General features: G+C 44.3%; 22 protein-coding genes. 14 read left to right on the forward strand and 8 right to left on the reverse strand.

Annotated features, from left to right (window positions below):
- Window positions 1-36 precede the first annotated feature (36 nt).
- The 4 genes from CF394_RS09745 to CF394_RS15635 form a co-directional block, all read right to left on the reverse strand.
- Window positions 37-402, reverse strand: a complete 366-nt coding sequence (locus tag CF394_RS09745; RefSeq protein ID WP_094943313.1) for an ArsR/SmtB family transcription factor — start codon at window positions 400-402, stop codon at window positions 37-39.
- Window positions 403-490: 88 nt separating this feature from the next.
- On the reverse strand, window positions 491-1,819 hold the full coding sequence (locus tag CF394_RS09750; RefSeq protein ID WP_243370781.1) for a hemolysin family protein: 1,329 nt from the start codon (window positions 1,817-1,819) through the stop codon (window positions 491-493).
- A gap of 42 nt (window positions 1,820-1,861) precedes the next feature.
- Window positions 1,862-3,175, reverse strand: coding sequence for a hemolysin family protein (locus CF394_RS09755; RefSeq protein ID WP_439332868.1), 1,314 nt, complete (start codon window positions 3,173-3,175; stop codon window positions 1,862-1,864).
- 82 nt (window positions 3,176-3,257) lie between these two features.
- Window positions 3,258-3,452, reverse strand: coding sequence for a hypothetical protein (locus CF394_RS15635; protein WP_133079822.1), 195 nt, complete (start codon window positions 3,450-3,452; stop codon window positions 3,258-3,260).
- A gap of 78 nt (window positions 3,453-3,530) precedes the next feature.
- Here CF394_RS15635 and CF394_RS09760 point away from each other — a divergent pair, with 78 nt between their 5' ends.
- The 3 genes from CF394_RS09760 (at window position 3,531) to CF394_RS09770 (ending at window position 5,124) form a co-directional block, all read left to right on the forward strand.
- Window positions 3,531-3,821 (forward strand): hypothetical protein, encoded by a 291-nt coding sequence (locus CF394_RS09760; RefSeq protein ID WP_094943317.1) that lies wholly within the window; start codon window positions 3,531-3,533, stop codon window positions 3,819-3,821.
- A 123-nt stretch (window positions 3,822-3,944) separates the two neighbouring features.
- Window positions 3,945-4,331, forward strand: a complete 387-nt coding sequence (mscL, locus tag CF394_RS09765; protein WP_094943319.1) for a large conductance mechanosensitive channel protein MscL — start codon at window positions 3,945-3,947, stop codon at window positions 4,329-4,331.
- A gap of 85 nt (window positions 4,332-4,416) precedes the next feature.
- On the forward strand, window positions 4,417-5,124 hold the full coding sequence (locus tag CF394_RS09770) for a DUF1287 domain-containing protein (RefSeq protein WP_094943320.1): 708 nt from the start codon (window positions 4,417-4,419) through the stop codon (window positions 5,122-5,124).
- On the opposite strand, the gene CF394_RS09775 is transcribed toward CF394_RS09770, so the two are convergent.
- Complete coding sequence (locus CF394_RS09775; RefSeq protein ID WP_094943322.1) at window positions 5,114-5,515, reverse strand: hypothetical protein; 402 nt, start codon at window positions 5,513-5,515, stop codon at window positions 5,114-5,116. The two genes, CF394_RS09770 and CF394_RS09775, sit on opposite strands and share 11 nt — an antisense overlap.
- An 84-nt stretch (window positions 5,516-5,599) precedes the next feature.
- Window positions 5,600-7,054, reverse strand: coding sequence for an MFS transporter (locus tag CF394_RS09780; protein WP_207761706.1), 1,455 nt, complete (start codon window positions 7,052-7,054; stop codon window positions 5,600-5,602).
- A gap of 171 nt (window positions 7,055-7,225) precedes the next feature.
- Here CF394_RS09780 and CF394_RS09785 point away from each other — a divergent pair, with 171 nt between their 5' ends.
- The 8 genes from CF394_RS09785 (at window position 7,226) to CF394_RS09820 (ending at window position 13,779) form a co-directional block, all read left to right on the forward strand.
- Window positions 7,226-7,828 (forward strand): trimeric intracellular cation channel family protein, encoded by a 603-nt coding sequence (locus CF394_RS09785; protein WP_094943325.1) that lies wholly within the window; start codon window positions 7,226-7,228, stop codon window positions 7,826-7,828.
- A 90-nt stretch (window positions 7,829-7,918) separates the two neighbouring features.
- The gene (locus CF394_RS09790) at window positions 7,919-8,392 is read left to right on the forward strand and encodes an effector binding domain-containing protein (protein ID WP_094943326.1); all 474 of its coding nucleotides are present in this window, start codon (window positions 7,919-7,921) and stop codon (window positions 8,390-8,392) included.
- Window positions 8,393-8,502: 110 nt separating this feature from the next.
- Window positions 8,503-9,159 (forward strand): potassium channel family protein, encoded by a 657-nt coding sequence (locus tag CF394_RS09795; RefSeq protein ID WP_094943328.1) that lies wholly within the window; start codon window positions 8,503-8,505, stop codon window positions 9,157-9,159.
- A 23-nt stretch (window positions 9,160-9,182) separates the two neighbouring features.
- On the forward strand, window positions 9,183-10,517 hold the full coding sequence (locus tag CF394_RS09800) for a TrkH family potassium uptake protein (RefSeq protein WP_094943329.1): 1,335 nt from the start codon (window positions 9,183-9,185) through the stop codon (window positions 10,515-10,517).
- Window positions 10,518-10,775: 258 nt separating this feature from the next.
- The gene (locus CF394_RS09805; RefSeq protein ID WP_094943331.1) at window positions 10,776-11,927 is read left to right on the forward strand and encodes a GGDEF domain-containing protein; all 1,152 of its coding nucleotides are present in this window, start codon (window positions 10,776-10,778) and stop codon (window positions 11,925-11,927) included.
- Between the two features lie 114 nt (window positions 11,928-12,041).
- Window positions 12,042-12,380 (forward strand): PadR family transcriptional regulator, encoded by a 339-nt coding sequence (locus CF394_RS09810; RefSeq protein ID WP_094943332.1) that lies wholly within the window; start codon window positions 12,042-12,044, stop codon window positions 12,378-12,380.
- The gene (locus CF394_RS09815; protein WP_094943334.1) at window positions 12,377-13,366 is read left to right on the forward strand and encodes an HAAS signaling domain-containing protein; all 990 of its coding nucleotides are present in this window, start codon (window positions 12,377-12,379) and stop codon (window positions 13,364-13,366) included. Before CF394_RS09810 ends, CF394_RS09815 begins: the two co-directional genes overlap by 4 nt.
- Before the next feature lie 62 nt (window positions 13,367-13,428).
- Window positions 13,429-13,779 carry a YolD-like family protein gene (locus CF394_RS09820; RefSeq protein WP_165767529.1) on the forward strand — a complete coding sequence of 117 codons (351 nt, stop codon included), beginning with the start codon at window positions 13,429-13,431 and terminating at the stop codon, window positions 13,777-13,779.
- A gap of 379 nt (window positions 13,780-14,158) precedes the next feature.
- Here the strand turns inward: CF394_RS09820 and CF394_RS09830 are convergent, their stop codons facing one another.
- Window positions 14,159-14,710, reverse strand: coding sequence for a GNAT family N-acetyltransferase (locus tag CF394_RS09830; protein WP_243370783.1), 552 nt, complete (start codon window positions 14,708-14,710; stop codon window positions 14,159-14,161).
- A gap of 686 nt (window positions 14,711-15,396) precedes the next feature.
- On the opposite strand from CF394_RS09830, the gene CF394_RS09835 reads away from it, so the two are divergent.
- Both CF394_RS09835 and CF394_RS09840 read left to right on the forward strand, forming a co-directional pair.
- Window positions 15,397-16,596: an iron-containing alcohol dehydrogenase gene (locus tag CF394_RS09835; protein WP_094943338.1), complete on the forward strand. Its 1,200-nt coding sequence runs from the start codon at window positions 15,397-15,399 to the stop codon at window positions 16,594-16,596.
- A gap of 89 nt (window positions 16,597-16,685) precedes the next feature.
- Window positions 16,686-17,198, forward strand: coding sequence for an SRPBCC family protein (locus CF394_RS09840; protein WP_094943340.1), 513 nt, complete (start codon window positions 16,686-16,688; stop codon window positions 17,196-17,198).
- 44 nt (window positions 17,199-17,242) lie between these two features.
- Here CF394_RS09840 and CF394_RS09845 read toward each other — a convergent pair whose 3' ends face one another.
- Entirely contained in the window at window positions 17,243-17,425 is a 183-nt protein-coding gene (locus CF394_RS09845; RefSeq protein WP_094943341.1) for a hypothetical protein, read from the reverse strand.
- Between the two features lie 80 nt (window positions 17,426-17,505).
- Here CF394_RS09845 and CF394_RS09850 point away from each other — a divergent pair, with 80 nt between their 5' ends.
- The gene (locus tag CF394_RS09850; RefSeq protein WP_133079823.1) at window positions 17,506-18,354 is read left to right on the forward strand and encodes a hypothetical protein; all 849 of its coding nucleotides are present in this window, start codon (window positions 17,506-17,508) and stop codon (window positions 18,352-18,354) included.
- Window positions 18,355-18,373 lie beyond the last annotated feature (19 nt).

The following is an 18,373-nucleotide window of genomic DNA, read 5'->3' on the forward strand; positions in this document are numbered from 1 at the left end:
GAAAAACCCTTCATCCGCAAGGGGTGAAGGGTAGGATCATTCGTTATGATGTTCAATAGCGATTTTGACAAGGTCCGTGATGTGGTGATCCTTGACGGAGTAATACACCAGCTTCCCTTGCTTGCGGTTTTTTGCGATTCCCATAGTGCGCAAGAGGCGTAAATGATGAGAAGCAGTGGCTGTTGAAATTCCAATGATGGCAGCGACGTCACAGACGCACAGTTCATCTTCTTGGGTCAGCGCATAGATAATTTTCATACGAGTGGCATCAGATAGGGCTTTGAAAATTGTCTCGACACCTTCTACTTGTGAGATGAGCGGAGTGACGCGTTCCACGACTTCCGGATGGGTACATTCCACTTCGCAGCTATCTGCTGAGACTTTATTTACTTGTGATGGCATACGGTATCGCATCCTTTGATTGATAGTAGGTTCAGTATACCCTATTATTCAAAAAGCCAGCAAACCAGTTTGGCTTGCTGACTTCTCATTATTCTTCTTCTTCAAGAGGAAGCTGTGGTTTTTCTTTTAATGTGAGTAAGACACGCTCGATGTGGTTCTGTTCGAATTCAATGACTCGAAGCTCAAAACCATCTTCTTCAAACACATCGTCATGCTTTACTTCTAATGAGCGCGCTTGAATCCAACCAGCTAAAGTCTCGATGTCTTCGGAGTCCTCGAAATGTAGTGAGAAGCGTTCCTCTAAATCAAGCAGTAAAACACGTCCATCCACTTCGTACTGAGAAGGTCCGACTTCTTGAATATCATCTACTTCATCGGCATCAAATTCATCGCGGATTTCTCCGACGATTTCTTCAAGGACGTCTTCAAGTGTCAACATTCCCGCAGTGCCGCCATACTCATCGACGACCAGTACCATATGTGCACGGTTTGCTTTCATTGTAGCGAACGTCTTATCAAGCGGTGTATTTTCTGATACAACCGGAAGCGGCTTCACATAAGATGCAAAGTCTTGAAGCGTCCCGGCGGCAATCTCAAGCAAGATCTCTTTCGCATTGACATATCCGATAATTTTGTCTTTATCGTAGTCTTCTGTGATCGCGTACCGAGTGAACTGGTGTTCTTCAAACACGTTCAGCATCTCTTGATGTGTCGTCGTGATATCGATGGTTTCCATTTTCGTGCGAGGAACCATCAAGTCACGGGCGATATGCTCATCAAATGCAAAGATGTTCTGCATGAACGCAAGCTCTGTCTGATTGAGTTCACCGCTCTTGAAGCTCTGCGCCATCAGGATCTTTAACTCTTCTTCTGAGTGGGCAACGTCATGACCCGCTTGCTTCACACCGAACAAGCTGAGAAGAAGACGACCGGATCCATTCAACAACCAAATGAGAGGGAACATCACCTTACCAAACCAGTAGAGTGGACGAGATAACAGAAGCGTCATGCGCTCGGCAAACTGGATAGCGAGTGTCTTTGGCGCAAGTTCCCCAACAACTACGTGCAAAAACGTGACTAAGGAGAAGGCCAACACAAACGAGAAGATCGAAATAAACGATTGTGGCAAATCGAATTCTTGAAGTACCGGGTACAACAAAAGCTCCACTGTCGGTTTTCCTAAAAATCCAAGACCTAAGGCTGTAACTGTTATTCCTAATTGACAGGCAGATAAATAATAATCTAAGTCTGAAGTTACTTTTTTAGCAAGAACTGCACTTTTGTTGCCTTCTGCAATCAATTGATCAAGTCGAGAAGATCGAACTTTTACTACGGCGAACTCCGACCCTACAAAAAAGGCGGTGGCTGCAATCAAAAATGCAATCATAAATAAATTAAACGCTATTTCTATGTCCAAATGGTCCCCTTTCGGGTGACACCTCCATTAAATTGGTATCTATTACAAGTCTTCCGTTATCAAATCGCTCATCGGATGGATCTCAAGTTTCACAGATTCTACGTGATGTTGCTCGGCTTCGAGCACTTCCAGAGTGAAGTCCTCTCGAGTCACAATATCACCAGGCTCTAAATCTAGCTTTTGCGCCTGCATCCATCCAGCGAGTGTATCGATGTTTTCAGAATCATCGAAGTGTAATTGGAAACGCTCATTCAACTCAGCTAGCAAGACACGTCCTTGAACGATATAGTGGTTTTCCCCAACTTCTTGAATGTCGTCGATTTCATCTTCGTCAAATTCATCACGAATTTCCCCGACGATTTCTTCAAGTAAATCTTCCAATGTCACGATACCGGCAGTCCCACCAAATTCGTCTACAACTAAAGCAATGTGAGACTGTTTTGTCTTCATTAAGTTGAAGATCTCGACCAGTGGCGTCGTTTCCACGATAATTGGGATTTCTTTTAAGAAATTTTGGATCTTGCCTTCTTTTTTCGTGGCGAGGGCAGTCAGCATCTCTTTGACGTTGATGTAGCCAACAATATGGTCTTTATCATGGTTTTCTGTAACCGGATAACGAGTAAACTGATGTTCACCGAAAAACTCAATGAGCTCCTGTCGAGTCGACTCTAAGGATACAGTCTCCACTTTAGTACGAGGAATCATCAAATCTTTTGCGACGCGGTTATCAAATGAAAAGACATTTTGCATGAACGCTAGCTCGGTTTGATTGATTTCCCCGCTTTGGTAGCTGTGAGTCATGATGATTTTTAATTCTTCTTGCGAGTGCGCAGCTTCTTCCGGAGCTGGTTTGATTCCAAAGATACGTAATAAAATCCGAGCAGAACCGTTTAATGTCCAAATGAACGGGAACATGATTTTCCCGAATAAGTAAAGCGGTTGGGCAAATAATAAAGTCATACGCTCGGCGAATTGAATCGCGAGTGTTTTTGGTGCAAGTTCTCCAATGACAACGTGTAAAAAAGTCACGGAAGCGAAAGCGATTCCGAAAGATAGTACGGAAATTAGGGGTTCACCTAGACCCAAACTTTCAAATAGAGGATGAAGTAGCTTCTCTACAGTTGGCTCTCCTAGCCAACCTAAACCTAAGGCGGTAACTGTTATTCCTAACTGACAAGCTGATAAGTAGTAGTCAAGATTGTTTGTAATCCGCTTAGCTAGAACCGCTGTTTGATTCCCTTCTGCAATCAGTTGATCAAGTCGAGACATCCGAACTTTGACCACAGCAAATTCTGAACCGACGAAAAATGCAGTTAATGCAATAAGTAAAGCAACTAACCCTAAATTAAGTATCAATATACTGTCCAATGAGTCCCCGAAATGGGTGACACCTCCAAAAAAATTGTAATTTCATAAAATTGTTCTTCTCTTGCTAAAACTATTTAGTAGTTCGATTCGTTTGAGGCCCGACAAGTAGAAGAGACGCTGCTGTATTCATATGAAGTGTATAGCTATAGAAGTTATTTAATTTCTCCACTTCACCAATACGGAGTAAATCCTTCCCAATGTCGTTCCTCCTCTCTAAGTTCAATACTCCCATGATAGCATATTTTTTAATTGAGCGTAAATTCATAGGGCACTTTGACGGGAAGTGAAACCTTTTTGCGATAGAGACGTACAATCTAGTATAATTCTAATTGAGGTGAATGAAATGGTAACTCTAATCCATGTTGCCAGTGTCCTTTCTGTAGTCACGCTTTCTATAATTAAAGGTGTTACAGATAAAGACGTTCAAAAAAATATCCAAGCTTTACGTCAAAAGATTTGGTTCCAGATGTATTGGAATGACGAGAGCTACCGAGCGTTGATCGAGTCCGATGAGCAGCTTCAGAAAATGATTGGCTGTATCAACCGGGACAAGTTGAAAAAAGCGCGCTATGAAGCATGGCAACGTAAAAAGCTTGTTACATTGTTAGAAAAGAAGATGGCGGAAGCCTGTTAAATAGGAAGTTTTCCGGGGAGTGCATCCAGTTCAACGGGTTGCGCTCTTTTTATTTCTCGACCCTATTAAAAATGGATACCTTAACGTATAATTAAAAGAAACGATATAAAGGGAGGGCGTTATATGTGGCAAGACTTTAAAGCTTTTGCGTTTAAAGGGAATGTACTGGAACTCGCAATTGCAGTTGTTATTGGAGCGGCTTTTGGAAAAATTGTTGCATCTTTAGTAGAAAACATCATCACACCATTGATTGGTCTTGTGATGGGTGGAGTCGATTTCTCAGGCCTAGCTGTGACTGTAGGAGAAGCAAATGTGAAATATGGTGCTTTCATTCAATCGATTATTGATTTCTTGATCATTGCGTTTGTCATCTTCTTATTTATCCGTCTGCTAGGCAAGTTGAAACGAAAAGAAGACATCAAGCCAGAAGAAGGCCCGACAATCGATTCGAAAGAAGAGTTGTTGATTGAGATTCGGGATCTGTTAAAACAACAAAATACACTCCGTTAAGACCGGCCGCCTGGAACTTTGTTTCTAGGCGGTTTTTGCTATCCTTGAGGCCTGTCACGCGTTCTAATACTTAAGAGGTGAACCGATGAAGAAACGTATTCTTGTTGGAGTGATGACACTAGTCGTAATGGGGTTTGTTTTGTTTTTTAGAGAAGGGCTTCTTCTGCAGATGATTGGGGTGTCCTGGGAAGTTCCGTGGACGGAACGAGTAGAAGTAGAAGACAAGACGGAGTTTGTAGATACTAACGGCAATGGCATTACCGACCAGTTAGATATCGTAGCAGCTGCTAGGGAAGAGGTAGAGAATCGCACGACCTATCAGAGCGCTTATTATGCAGGTGGCTACCCACCTGAAGATGAAGGGGTCTGCACGGACGTAATTTGGCGTGGTCTAATGGGAGCGGACATTGATTTGAAGACCGCAATGGATACAGATATTGCAGCAAATGTGGACGCCTATCCTAGAACCGCTGGAAAACCAGATCCCAATATTGATTTTCGACGTGTTCCGAATCAATTCGCTTTTTTAGAAAGACATGCAGAATCGCTAACGACCGAATTGAGACCAGGTGACCCTGACAATCTAGCGGAGTGGCAGCCAGGCGATATCGTTATTTTCCTTGAAGGTACGGATCACGCAGGAATCATCTCTGATAGAAGAGCTAAAGATGGAACACCCTACATGATTCACAATACACCACCTTTTGCAGTGGAAACCAAATTGACGTCCACTCGACAACAGATTGCAGGTCATTACCGCTGGAATTATGAAGGAAAAGGGGTCACCCCCTGATAAGCATGTGCAGTCCCTCGAGTTTTAATTGAGGACGATCCACTAGAAACAAGCGGTTTGAATAGGCCAGACGAGATGGAACGTGGCGTTCTTCAGGAGCAGACCAATATTCGACAGATTGACCGGCTTGTAAGCAAAATGTCGTATCTTCGATATAGAGGAGCCCATCCGAGCGACGTATCACTTCACCCGCATAGAGGACAGGGTCGGTTCCATAGCGAATCAATGTAGAAAGTTCTCTCGTCTTTTCACTAAGTAGTTGATGGAATTCAGAAGATGTAAAGTGCGCTTCTTCGTAGGCGTAGCCTTCAAATAGATTTGCGAGCTGATGCAGTTCTTGGGCGATGGGTTTTAAAGCGGGATGGTGGTGGCGTTCATTTGAATACAACATGCACATCACTCCTAATAAGAACATTTGTTCTATTTTATCATGCAATATCCTATTCAACAAGAGTCAAAATGAAAAGGGCTTTCTCTATTTTAGAGAAACCCCTTTTTTGCCGCATAGAAAGCTGGCGAAAGCGCCTGCAATCAGTACAAAACATGTCACCATGAATAAAACAGATACATCTGGATGAATAAAGGCTAGTCCTGAAGATCCTAACACGACACCGAGTGAGAAGAACGCATAAAAGTACCCGTAGGCTTTTCCTCTATTTTGCTTGGTCGTCCCTCTATAAAGAAAAACGTTGATACTCGGAAACGTAAAAGCAAATCCAATTCCATAGAAAAACAGAATGATATAAAACACTACAATCGAATCGCTGATTCCTAGACTGAACTGAGCAAGAGCAATCACCAAAACACCAATTTGGAAGTTGAGAAGTGGCGACCACCGATCAAATAAACGACGAATAGGAGAGACGAAGACTAGCACCGCGGTTAAACCGAATACGCTAAGGAGCGTCCCACTTACACGTGAACTAAAGCCTAGCTCTTCCACACGAAGTGGCAATAAATAAGCGAGCGCACCTTGAGAGAACATCATCAAAAAAGCGCCCATAAACGAAATCAGTAATGCGGGATTTCTAGTCAGCGCTTCAGGTCGTTCTGTCGTTCGCTTAAACAGCTGCCCTCTTAGTAAAAGAAAGGCACCAATCAGTAAAAGCACTCCGAATAGACCGACGATTCGTAATACAAAAGGCGCTGAAGTCTGCGCAGCCAAGATGCCACTGAATGCGGGGCCGATAATAGCAGCAGCTCCCACAAAAGCACCCGTGAGTGCATTCTCACTCCCTGCTGAGTTCTCTTTACTTTGATTCGCTACAAAAGTGAAGGCGGCGGGAACGATAAAGCCACCGATGAAGCCATGGAAGAAACGAACTACTAGGAGAGCTTCAGGTGACTCGACAGCCGAATACAGAAAGAGCATTGCGGCTGTTCCCGCCAAACCAATCACTAGCAGTCGGTAAGGACCGAAGCGGTCAGTCAACAAACCCGCCAGTAAGTTTCCACCGGTGTTGGATAGGGAGTACATCCCCACCGCGATCCCTGCGATGAACGTCGTAGCTCCTAAACTGGTGGCAAAGGTGCTGATGATAGGTAGCTGTGCAAATAAGTCCATAAATGAAAAGAAAATGATGGCATAGACAAGCCAGACTATCGGAAAGGCCCTGGTCTGAAACTCAGACTCGCGCTTTTTAACAGCACGATCTAAAACAAAGTTCGCAAACGGGATGAAAGCTGCTCCTATAGCTAACAAGCTCCAATACAGCTTCCAACCCACTGTTAACTGAACGATGACGATGCTGACTACATATCCAATGAAGATGGCGCCGTGGATAGATCCTGCATAGGTCACGGCCACAGGTAAATCAGCGAGATATTTTAAAGGTACAGCAATTCCAAGCAAGACTAAGAGAGAAATGCCATCTGCAATTCCAAAGAATCGAAACAATCGTATAGGTAGATACCGTCTTTCTGTGTGCACCAAAAACCCTTCTTTCTTCAACTCTCTTCAGTATTTCATAGAAAAAATAAACGGGCAAGTAGGGCACTGGAAACTTCCTTATTTTCGGAATATCAACAGTGTGATATGATAGCAAAAGTGAATTTTAAGGTCTGACCTTTTCACAAGTGACACATAGAGGAGTTATGCCCCGTGGTTTGGGATGTATTGAATGTAATCGGCACACTAGCGTTTTGTATCAGTGGAGCCCTTGTCGCCATGGAAGTCAAATATGACATTATGGGAATTTATATATTAGGTTTGATTACGGCTTTTGGGGGAGGAGCAGTCCGCAACCTGATGATCGGATTGCCGATTGTGGAAGTCTGGCAGCAGACGACGTTGTTTGTCATTGCACTCATCGCGATGACGTTATTCATCTTGTTGCCGAAAAGTTTTATTTTTCATCTAAAGGAATGGTCCGTGTTTGATGCTATCGGATTGTCTGCATTTGCCGTTCAAGGGGCCATGTATGCGCAATCTATGGACATGCCTTTGCTTGCGGTCATGTTTTCGGCTTCCATCACCGGAGCGGGTGGGGGAATTATTCGAGACGTACTCGCTCAGAAACGGCCAAGCGTCTTCACCAGAGAAGTCTATTTGCTCTGGGCTATCATGGCAGGCTTTATCATCGGAATGGATTGGATCACAACAGATGTTCAACATTATGCCTTGTTTGGAATCATCCTGTTACTTCGTCTTGTATCTCAGCGCTATAACTGGGATTTGCCAATTCGTACGTTTACTGAAGAATGACGAAGCAGTCACTTTACTGAAAAAAAACGACTTTCCTATGGTACACTTGTAGAGAACATTGTCGAAAGATGGTGTCGAAGGAGTGATACGATGCAAGCCCGTTTAGTAAAGCGCGAACGCAGCTATATGGTGGGAATAGCAGTATCGATTCCTTCCGACCAACAACAGAATATTAAATTAAATAAGACGGTAATGAAACGATTGGTCTCGTTGCAACGCTATTTGACGTTGCAGGGAACAGAAGAGATCATCGCCATCCGTTCTTCTAAACAACATACAGAAGGTCATTTTGATTGGGTCATTGGTTACGATGTGCCGAGGCGTTTTCTTGTCCACCGAGATTTTACTCTATGTGAAGTACCTAGTGGAACGTACTTTGTCGGTACAAAGGGAGCCCGGGTAGAGTCTGTTTATAATTCCATGAAAAGTCATTGGGTCATGGCAGAAATGTATGATGAGAATAAAACTTTATTTGAGCGGTACACCATTTCGGGTGAAGACAAACGTGTAGAAGTCTTCAGCCGTGTGAAAGCAAAAGTAAACCCATTACAGAACTATGCCTAAACGAGCATCTTTCCTTTCTAGGAGGGATGCTTTTTTGTGTTGACAACTAGATGCCGGAGGAGTACTGTATCTCTATTCAATGCGCATGCGCAGAGGAAGGACGAAACAACATGGATCAAACGTTTGCAGTATTCGGGCTCGGCCGATTTGGAGGAAGCCTTGTCAAAGAGCTGTCCCAAATGAATCAAGAAATTTTAGCAGTCGACCTGGATCCAGAACGCGTCGATTATTACACACAATTTGCTACTCACGCTGTAGTCGCTAGTGGGTATGATGAAAAAGCACTTCGCGCACTAGGAGTTCGCAACATTGACCACGCCTTCGTATCGTTTGGAGAAAACATTCAGGCTAGTGTTTTAACGACGATGGTATTGAAAGAGCTCGGGATTCCCAAAGTGTGGGCAAAAGCACATGACGAGAACCACGGGAAAATTTTAGAGAAAATCGGGGCAGACCGCGTCATACACCCAGAACGGGATATGGCCAAACGAATCACGCACAATCTGCATTCTTCTAAAATTATTGACTTCATCGAGTTGTCCGATACGTATAGTATTGCTGAAATTAAAGTGACAGAGCGATTAATCGGAAAACGATTAGCAGACCTTGATCTTCAGAGGAATTATAATGTGAATTTTGTAGCGTTGCAGCGAGGAAATCGAACGATTCTTAGTTTCTCGGACGAGGAGCAAGTGCAGGCTGGCGACTTGATCATCATTATTGGAAACAATGAAGATATCGAAAAGTTTGATACTCAAGGTTCTTAACTTATTAAAAAGAAGGCGAAACTATGAATCAGATCTGGCGCTATTTTCGAGTAACCGACTATTCACCGGCAGCAGTCATTGCTCTTAGTTTTTTACTCACTATTTTTATTGGGACTATTTTATTGAGCTTACCAATTGCACATGTGGGGGACTTAAGATTTATAGATGCCTTGTTTTTTGCGACTTCTGCGACTACAGTAACAGGTTTGGGAGTGGCAGATACGGCTTCTACGTTCACCCTCTTTGGGGAGATTGTCTTAATGTTCCTCATGCAGTTTGGCGGCATTGGGTTGATGACGTTCTCAGTGGCTATCTTAGTCATCTTGAAAAAGAAAATTTCGTTGAAGCAGCGTTTGTTTATCAGAGATTCGTATAATCAACCAGCTGTTGGTGGTATGGTGCGGTTGACTAGAAGTATTCTAATCTTTGTTTTTACAGTGCAGGCTATTGCATTTGTGCTGTTAACCTTTCATTGGAGTCAACGTTTTTCTTTAGGGGAAGCGAGCTATTTAGCCGCGTTTCACGTGATCTCCGCTTTCAACAATGCGGGCTTCTCCTTGTTCCCAGATAATTTAATTGGCTTTCAACAAGACCCATTTACCTTACTGTTGATTAGTAGCTTGTTTATCATTGGGGGAATCGGCTTTATTGTCGTACTTGAAGTGTTTCAGAAGAAGCGGTTCCGTGACTGGAGCTTGCATACCAAGTTGATGATTTATGGTACGTTGATTTTAAATGGTGTCGCGATGATTCTGTTCTTCTTATTAGAGTTCCGCAATCCGCAGACACTTGCGTCATTATCTGCTGTTGACCAATGGGCTAATGCCTATTTTGCAGCGGTAACACCACGTACTGCAGGTTTTAACACACTAGATTATTCCCAGATCACAGATTCTTCTTTGATGCTGACCTTGCTTCTCATGTTTATCGGAGGAGGAACGGCTTCAACAGCTTCTGGTATTAAACTGACTACGTTTATCGTGCTATTTCTAGCGACTCTTGCGTTCTTCCGAAACGATGAAGAACCTTTTATCTTCGGACGAACTATAAAAAAAGAAGTGGTCATGCGGTCTTTTGCTATTACCGTAATCAGTATGTTTACGATAGGTCTGTTGTTTTTCTTTGTCACCATCTCCGAGAAATTGGATTTCGACCCGTTGTTATTTGAAGTGGTTTCTGCATTTGGCACGGTTGGCCTTTCTATGGGAGTTACCGCTGGCCTTTCTGATGCGGGTAAATTGCTTATATGTATCGGTATGTTTATTGGGCGAATCGGACCTTTAACTTTATTCTTCTTATTGGCGCGACCTAAGGATCGACATTTCCGATATGCATATGATCAAGTTTATACAGGGTAGCTGGGACTTAATAACCAATTATTTTTAAATTTAATATGACAAAATTCTTCATTTAGATAAAATGCTCTAGCAACTCTTTATTTTTCTAACTTTTCAGTTAATTTCACTTCTTTAGGACGACTTTTCTCTTTTTTCATGTAATGAAGTTAGTTCTAATAAGGACTTTGCAAAAGAAAGGAAGTTAGACGACTGTCGTCTTTTGTCGTCTTACAGTACGATGTAAAGTAGAAGGACTAATTTCTGAATGGAGAGATTCGTATGAGAGGGAAGCTATCCAGACTTCAAATTTATCTTCTTGTAGCCTTGTGTGCTTTACTCTTTACGAGTGTTTGGAGTTATCTGTCCTTTGTCAGTATTGAACAACAAACGACAAAGGTGGCAGAACAAGATATTCCACTCTCCAATACAGCCAGTCAGCTCTACCCACTGATGTTAGATCAAGAACTGTCTATTCGAAATTATGTCTACCTCCAAGACAAATTGTCTTTACAGCAATTTGAGATTGCCAATGCGCGTATGCACGATGTCCTCCGAGATATTGAAGAGCTGGATCAAGCTCATCCGATAATGAACCAGTTGATTAATGAAGAAGCGGTCCCTGTTATTGTGGAAATGGAAGCTTTTCACTTTGATCAAATCAAACGTATTCAAGACGGTGACATCGAGTTAGCCAATGAACTAAGAAACTTGCAACGGTCCAATTTAAATGTTTTACGTTTTGTCGATTCGAAGATTCAAGAAGACAGTGATGCTATTATCGCACGAGCCTTTGAGGAAAGTAGAGAAGCTTCCAACTCGGCTCGCTGGATGATCTTATTCGTGTCAGCGTTAACTTTCTTGATCTTTGTAGCATTTGTTCACAGTTTCCGTGTGGAACAAAGTCAAAAAGCGCTGGTTTATAAATCTCTTCATGATGCACTCACGGGAATTCCAAATCGACGCTCTTTTGATGAACGCTTAGAAGAAGCATGGCGCGATGCACGGCAGCTAAATAAACCCTTGTCACTGATTCTGATTGATATTGATGCTTTTAAACTTTACAACGACACGTACGGTCACTTGGAAGGAGATGCTTGCCTCCGAAAAGTGGCACAAGTATTACGTCGAGTCGTGAAGGACCCTGCAACACCTGCAAGGTATGGTGGCGAAGAGTTTGCTGTAATCCTACCTGTAGAAACAGCCTCGGAGGCACGTGAACTTGCTGAGACGATTCGCCAAGAGATTCTCGACTTGAATGTGGCTCATACAGGCTATCATCCTCTTTGCAAACTAACCGTTAGCTTAGGAGTAAGCACAATGGTGCCAGGCCTCTATGAAAGTGAGAAAGAATTAATTGCTCGAGCCGATGCAGCCCTGTATCAATCAAAAGATAAAGGACGCAATCGCGTAACCGTGAATAATATTAAATAGCATGAACTTTCCAGCCTGATTACCGGGCTGGTTTTTTGTTTGACTATTTATTGACAAATGATGTATATCAAACTATAGTGTATGATATACAGTATAAATAAAGGAGGTAGAAATATGACGGATCGAGTCAGTCCACTGCTTACGGAACTTCGTCGTGGAACGCTCACCTTAGCTGTTCTCAGCCAACTGAAACAACCGCAATATGGCTATTCGCTCGTGCAAGCACTCGAACAATCCGCCGTCTCTATTGATCAAAGTACATTGTATCCGCTTTTGCGACGCCTTGAAAAACAGCAATTAGTTAGTAGTACATGGGATACTACCGAAAGTCGGCCTCGGAAGTATTATGTTCTGACAGATGAAGGGCAACTAGTGCTAGATGAATTGTATGGTGAGTGGAAGCAATTGTCTGTGAATCTTCAAAATTTACTTGAAGGAGGAACAAGCCAATGATGTACCGAGATGCGTATATTGCGGAAGTGACAAAACGTTTGCCTCAGAACATGCGAGAAGATGTTGCACTTGAACTTGAATCGACGATAGCAGATATGACTTCAGATAACCCGTCTCAGGAAGAGTTGTTCGGAGCTTTGCGCCAGTTAGGGGATCCTGTAATTCTGGCTTCACGTTATTTGGAGCGCCCGCTACATGTGATCGGACCTGCGCTCTATCCAACGTTTATCTCTATACTTAAAATTGTGTTGCCCATAGCGCTCGCTGTTAGTGGAATTACGGCCGCGCTAGGCGTTATTGTGGGCTATTCGGATGAAGCCTCATGGGGCCAGGCGATCATTCAAGGAATCATCCAAATAGTTGGGGCGATGGTTCAAGTAGGGATCCAATCCGTATTCTGGGTAGGGCTGGTCTTTGCTCTAATCGAACGGTACAGCTCTTCTCGTGATACGATGCCACTTACGAAGTGGGATCCGACACAATTGAAACCAGTGACGATGCCTAAGAGACAGATTTCTCGTGCTTCGGTCATCGGTGGATTTATCTGGACAGCGATTTGGATTGGGATCTACTTGAATGCCTCCAATCTGATTCGGCTTTACTGGGAAGATCAATCGATGCCTCTGTTGAATGAGGAAGCTCTTCGATTTTTCTTGCCTGCCGTCGTTGCACTCGCTGCTTTAGAGGTCGGATTCGGCATCTACAAGTGGGTAAAAGGTTTTTGGACGATTCCTATGGCCATCTGGAATTTGGTGTTCAATCTCTTCTGGATCATCGGGACTTTGTTGTTCTTGACGCATCCAGAGCTGTTCTCAGCCGAAGCTTTGATACAGTTTGGAGACCTACTTGGACTGTCAGGGGAAGAGACGGAAAATATGAAGAACTGGGCCGTGTGGTCCTTGTTTGTCCTCTTCCTAGTGATAGCGGTCATCGACACAGTAGATGGCTTCCTTCGAACACGGACGAGCGGAAACAGGAAAAAATAAACATTGCATAAAATCGAACATTTGTTCTATACTGATGGTGAATGATGGAGGAGGTGACGAGGATGGAAAAACCCGACCCTTCCCGGATTCGCGATCGGGGAAAGATCAAGTGGACGGCCATGATGTTGCCGGAGCATGTGGCCATCATCCGAGAGTACATTTCCAATGACGGGAAAGTGAAACGCCCTGTACTGGATGAATGGGACTTGCGTCAACTAGAAGAGTCCATCGGTCTGGCCATGGCTCAAAATGCCGAAATCAAGTTGAAGTATTGGAAGGACGGAGAATTTCATGTGCGCGGAGGCAAGATTCAACGTGTAGACATCGCACGCCGCCTCTTATACGTACAAGACCCTTTTGATACCACGGCCTATGCTCTTCAGGATGTGGTAGATGTGACGCTCCTTGATTGATTGCGCCGCCCGAAAAGCCCTTTTCCATATGGTGAAGGGCTTTTTTGTATGGGGATTGGTGAGTGCGCGGCGCCGATTCGCATATGAACGAACCGGGTCTCGACGAAAAAACAGCAACTGCCGCCGTAAAAGTGTCATCTGCCAACGTAAATCATGCAACTGCCGACGATACTCAAATGGTAAGGATTAGTTACGACGATTCGGGGCAATCTGCCGCTGTAAAAGTGCCAACTGCCGCCGTAAATCACCCATCTGCCGACGATACTCGCAAAAACCAAAATTGCAAGCCTCATTTTTCCAATCTTAAAAGCTGGAAACGCTGCTCATCAAGCACCATTTCCAGCTATAGTTTGTTAATATGTCTTATTTAGTAAGTGAATTACACTTTTCTAACCATGTAGGAGTAATTTGCCCCTGAGAGGGTGCGGATGGAGTGTTCTTGGAAGCCGAGACGCTCGTAAAGACGGCGAGCCGCAGTATTGGAAAGCTCGACGTTGAGAGTGAGGGCTTCTACTTGAAGATCTTCCGCTAGCTGCATCGCATGCTGTAGAAGAGTGGTTCCAATCCCTCGGCCCCCGTACTCCTTGCGAACTGAAACGGTATCTATGTAAAGGACATTGCCTTCTGTTTCGGAATCAAAGTCGGCAAACGGATTGAGTTTCCGGACAGCTTCTTTTAGTGGGGCATCCAACTCTTCTGCTTTCAGACCTGTATAGACAATGATGAGTCCGGCGATTTGTCCGTCTTGCTCGTCTACCCAAATGGTCTCGTAACTCAACCGGTTGGCTGGCTGACTTGCCCAGTAAGTTAATTTTTCAAGGACTTCGTCGTGAGTGGTCGCTCCAGTAAGGGTGTACGCGATTTCGTGAATGGCATCGTACATAAGAGGGGCGAGGTGAGGGGCATCTTTTGAGGTTGCTTTTCGAATCATAGGGATCTTCCTTTCTGGTTTTCTGGTCGAGCCGGTTTTCACAAGATTTCTAGAGTGGCGTTCTTCACATTTCATGGTGTCCAGTTGCGAACGCCAGAAATCCCCGCAAAAACCGGTCGCATCCATAGAGGCAAAGAGCGCCTCTACGGACACGCCCAGTTTTTACAAGATTTCTAGAGTGGCGTTCTTCACATTTCATGGTGTCCAGTTGCGAACGCCAGAAATCCCCGCAAAAACCGGTCGCATCCATAGAGGCAAAGAGAGCCTCTAGGACACGCCCGGTTTTTACAAGATTTCTAGAGTGGCGTTCTTCACATTTCATGGTGTCCAGTTGCACCGGCTAGAAACCCACTCCAAAATCAGCCATACCCGATGAGGCAAAGAGCGCCTCACCGGGCACGTCTGATTCCGGAGGAGTTTCTGGGCAAGCCGGTTCCACTTTTCTAAATAAAAAACCCCTTTCCAAAAGGAAAGGGGCGGACTAGCCTCATGCTAGTCTCTCATCTGCGGCGATCCAGACCACGCTCCACAACGTGTTCCCGAAGGAATGTCTGTCCGACTTACGCAGAGCAGCTCATCGCAAGATTCATCATACGCTATTTTGTCTGGGAAGTCAAAAGCAGGAGTTTGTTGGCTGGGGCTCGAACTAGTAAACTAGAGACATCAGATGAAGAGAGGTTTTCTAAATGAATTCACTTTATGCACGTACGTATCAGGCTGCTTATCGTGGCATTTCCAAATTCTTGCCTTGGCGTACGCCACTTCTTGTAGCAGGAGAAGGCAGTGTCATTGAGAGCGTGAATGAGTTGAAGCACCGCCAAGTGACGCGCTTCTTACTCGTGACAGACCAAGCGATGACAGACCTTGGCTTGTACCAGCCGTTCGTGGAACGCGCAGCGGAAGTACATATTGAAGCGGTACCTTATGATCAAACGGTCCCTAACCCGACCATTACCAATATTGAACAAGCCTACGCTCTATATAAGGAGCAGAACTGCCAAGCGATTGTAGCGTTTGGTGGAGGTTCGGTTATTGACTGTGCGAAAGGGGTGGCGGCTAGAGTAGCTCAGCCGAACAAGTTGATCCCGGATATGAAAGGGCAGTTGAAAGTTCGGAAAGCGACGCCATTTTTGATGGCGATTCCGACTACTGCTGGAACAGGAAGTGAAGGAACGGTGGCTGCAGTCATTTCGAATCCGGAATCGAAAGAAAAGTATGCGGTCAATGATACGGTGCTAATTCCAGATGTGGCTGTGTTAGATCCAGAGCTGACAGTCGGATTACCCGCTGCGTTGACGGCAACTACAGGAATGGATGCTTTGACTCATGCCGTCGAAGCCTTTATCGGCCATAGCAATACACCAGAAACGGAAGCATACAGTAAAGAAGCGGTCGAACTGATCTTTAAGTGGTTGCCGGTCGCATATCAAGACGGAACGAACATTGAAGCGCGCCGTGCGATGCAAAAAGCGTCGTACTTAGCAGGGCTTGCTTTTACACGTGCTTATGTAGGAAATGTGCATGCCGTAGCGCACACACTGGGAGGTTACTACAATGTACCTCACGGCCTGGCGAATGCAGTGTTACTCCCAGTCCTGCTTCGTTTTTACGGTGAGGCGGTCACTCCTCGACTTGCAAAACTTGCTGAGTATGCAGGGGTTTCAGAGACTGGAAAACCGGCTCTAGAAAATGCAGAGGCATTTATTAGGAAGATTGAAGAAATGAACAAAGAAATGAACATCCCTACGAAGATTGAAGGAATCGAAGAAAAAGATATAAAAGAGATGGCGAAAAAGGCTTATAAAGAGGCGAATCCTTTGTATCCCGTTCCTGTCATCATGAGCAAAAAAGACTTTGAATCGATCTATCATAGGGTCCGTAGTTAAATTTAGACAAACTCCCTCATTTTTCCTGTTGTGGAAGATTGATATATTGGTATATACTAGGAAATAACCAATTGTGAGGAGGGAGAGTCATGACACGTATTGTACATCATCAACTAAGTATATCTGCGCCACTAGCAGAAGTGTGGACGTTGTGGACAGATGCCAAAGAAGTCATAAAATGGTTTGCACCTGTCGCAAACGTGGAACCAGTGATAGGTGGCAAATATGAATTGTTCTTCATGCCAAGTAATTTGCCAAACAAGAATACGTCGGGCTGTCATATCGTGCACATGATTCCTGAGCAAGAGTTGACGTTTACTTGGAAAGGCCCGAACCAATTCACAGAGTTGATGAATACGCCAACGCCTCAGACCCTTGTCACAGTTCGCTTTAAACAGAATCCAAATGGGTCTACTTGTGTCAAACTGTTCCATAGAGGGTTCCAAGAAGATAACTCTTGGGACTACGCTTACGACTGGCACGAGCTGGTGTGGGCAGGCGTTCTAAACCAACTAAAGACACATGTGGAGAAATCCACTGACTATTTACTGGGCTACACACCAAATGCCGAGACAAAACTAACTGTTTCCTGCGCAGGATGACCTGCGAGGAAGCAGTTTTTATTTTTGTGATGACGAATAAGGTTTTATGCACCGGGCAAGCGTTTGAAGAACTGTTGGATGCCATAAACTAGAAAAATGAGTGCAGGAATTCCGATGACAAAATAGAGAACAGACCAGACGGGACCTTCACGGGGCATAATCTGAGCGTATACATATAAAAACAAAGTGCCGGCAACGAACATAGCCAGGTACTGAAAAAGTTTCATGGGTAAGCCTCCTTTTCCGTTTTAGTGTAGCAGATAAGGGAACAAGGAGAGAAGTGAAACTCGTTAAAGGGAGTGATAGGTTGGTTACATATAAAGAACCTAAAACAGATTGGTTTTGGAGAGGGGCCTTGTATTTTTCACTTCTTTTCTTTTTGGTACTCGGTTCTTCAATGATTGTCTTTTCACTTTGGTTATGGAAGGAAGTTACTACGGGATGGGCGCTGGGTCTTAGTTGGCTCGTTCCATTAGGAATTTTCGTTTTATGGACTGGGTGGAAAATATGGCGGCAGTTTGAATGGAAAGAGAAGCATCTCTCTTTTTATGAAATGAATGACCAAGTCGTCCGAGGAGTGACGCGTCGACCTGAGTGGGATTATGGTGTAACACAAGAATTCGCATTAAAGGATATTGTGGAAGTCACCATTGCTCCCTATTACATACGTAGGATGGTAAACGCTATGGGGCCAGAATCTATAAGACGCCATGGAGTTATCATTGAAGAACTTGGCCCGATGCTGATCTTCCGTACGGAAAAAGAACGGATGGAAATCTTATTTGATTCACTGACGAATCCAAAAGTAGACGAGTGGCTGCGGTTTGTACAAGAACAGGGGCTTCCTCTGACATATACACCTTACAGGATGTACTGGCTCGGGAATAAAGCGATTTCGCCGGAGGACCGAGACGACTATTTTAAGCAGCCATCGGATCGAATTCCCTATGAAGTGAAAGGTGGATGGTTGAAAGACGAGCCGGCACTCTACGACGAATGGAGCCGAGTCAATGCTGGGGGACTCCGTACATCGATGTCACTTAAAGAATTTGAAGTGGAGGAAAAGAAAAAGCGCAAATGGGGTCGATGGATTGTGATTCCCCTCGGTGTGATTTTCTTTATTCTCTTAGGATTATATATGTTAGGCTCCGTCTAGTTCGGCCAAAAGACTGAAA

The sequence above is a fragment of the Tetzosporium hominis genome (assembly GCF_002265435.1).
Taxonomy (GTDB): Bacteria; Bacillota; Bacilli; order Bacillales_A; family Planococcaceae; genus Chryseomicrobium; species Chryseomicrobium hominis.

Coding starts and splice junctions, on each gene's coding strand:
- CF394_RS09810 (WP_094943332.1), top strand. CDS start 12,042: ATGACGGATCGAGTCAGTCCACTGCTTACGGAACTTCGTCGTGGAACG.
- CF394_RS09845 (WP_094943341.1), bottom strand. CDS start 17,425: ATGAAACTTTTTCAGTACCTGGCTATGTTCGTTGCCGGCACTTTGTTT.
- CF394_RS09840 (WP_094943340.1), top strand. CDS start 16,686: ATGACACGTATTGTACATCATCAACTAAGTATATCTGCGCCACTAGCA.
- CF394_RS09795 (WP_094943328.1), top strand. CDS start 8,503: ATGGATCAAACGTTTGCAGTATTCGGGCTCGGCCGATTTGGAGGAAGC.
- CF394_RS09800 (WP_094943329.1), top strand. CDS start 9,183: ATGAATCAGATCTGGCGCTATTTTCGAGTAACCGACTATTCACCGGCA.
- CF394_RS09835 (WP_094943338.1), top strand. CDS start 15,397: ATGAATTCACTTTATGCACGTACGTATCAGGCTGCTTATCGTGGCATT.
- CF394_RS09790 (WP_094943326.1), top strand. CDS start 7,919: ATGCAAGCCCGTTTAGTAAAGCGCGAACGCAGCTATATGGTGGGAATA.
- CF394_RS15635 (WP_133079822.1), bottom strand. CDS start 3,452: ATGAATTTACGCTCAATTAAAAAATATGCTATCATGGGAGTATTGAAC.
- CF394_RS09815 (WP_094943334.1), top strand. CDS start 12,377: ATGATGTACCGAGATGCGTATATTGCGGAAGTGACAAAACGTTTGCCT.
- CF394_RS09760 (WP_094943317.1), top strand. CDS start 3,531: ATGGTAACTCTAATCCATGTTGCCAGTGTCCTTTCTGTAGTCACGCTT.
- CF394_RS09775 (WP_094943322.1), bottom strand. CDS start 5,515: ATGTTGTATTCAAATGAACGCCACCACCATCCCGCTTTAAAACCCATC.
- CF394_RS09805 (WP_094943331.1), top strand. CDS start 10,776: ATGAGAGGGAAGCTATCCAGACTTCAAATTTATCTTCTTGTAGCCTTG.
- CF394_RS09745 (WP_094943313.1), bottom strand. CDS start 402: ATGCCATCACAAGTAAATAAAGTCTCAGCAGATAGCTGCGAAGTGGAA.
- mscL (WP_094943319.1), top strand. CDS start 3,945: ATGTGGCAAGACTTTAAAGCTTTTGCGTTTAAAGGGAATGTACTGGAA.
- CF394_RS09830 (WP_243370783.1), bottom strand. CDS start 14,710: ATGATTCGAAAAGCAACCTCAAAAGATGCCCCTCACCTCGCCCCTCTT.
- CF394_RS09770 (WP_094943320.1), top strand. CDS start 4,417: ATGAAGAAACGTATTCTTGTTGGAGTGATGACACTAGTCGTAATGGGG.
- CF394_RS09820 (WP_165767529.1), top strand. CDS start 13,429: ATGGAAAAACCCGACCCTTCCCGGATTCGCGATCGGGGAAAGATCAAG.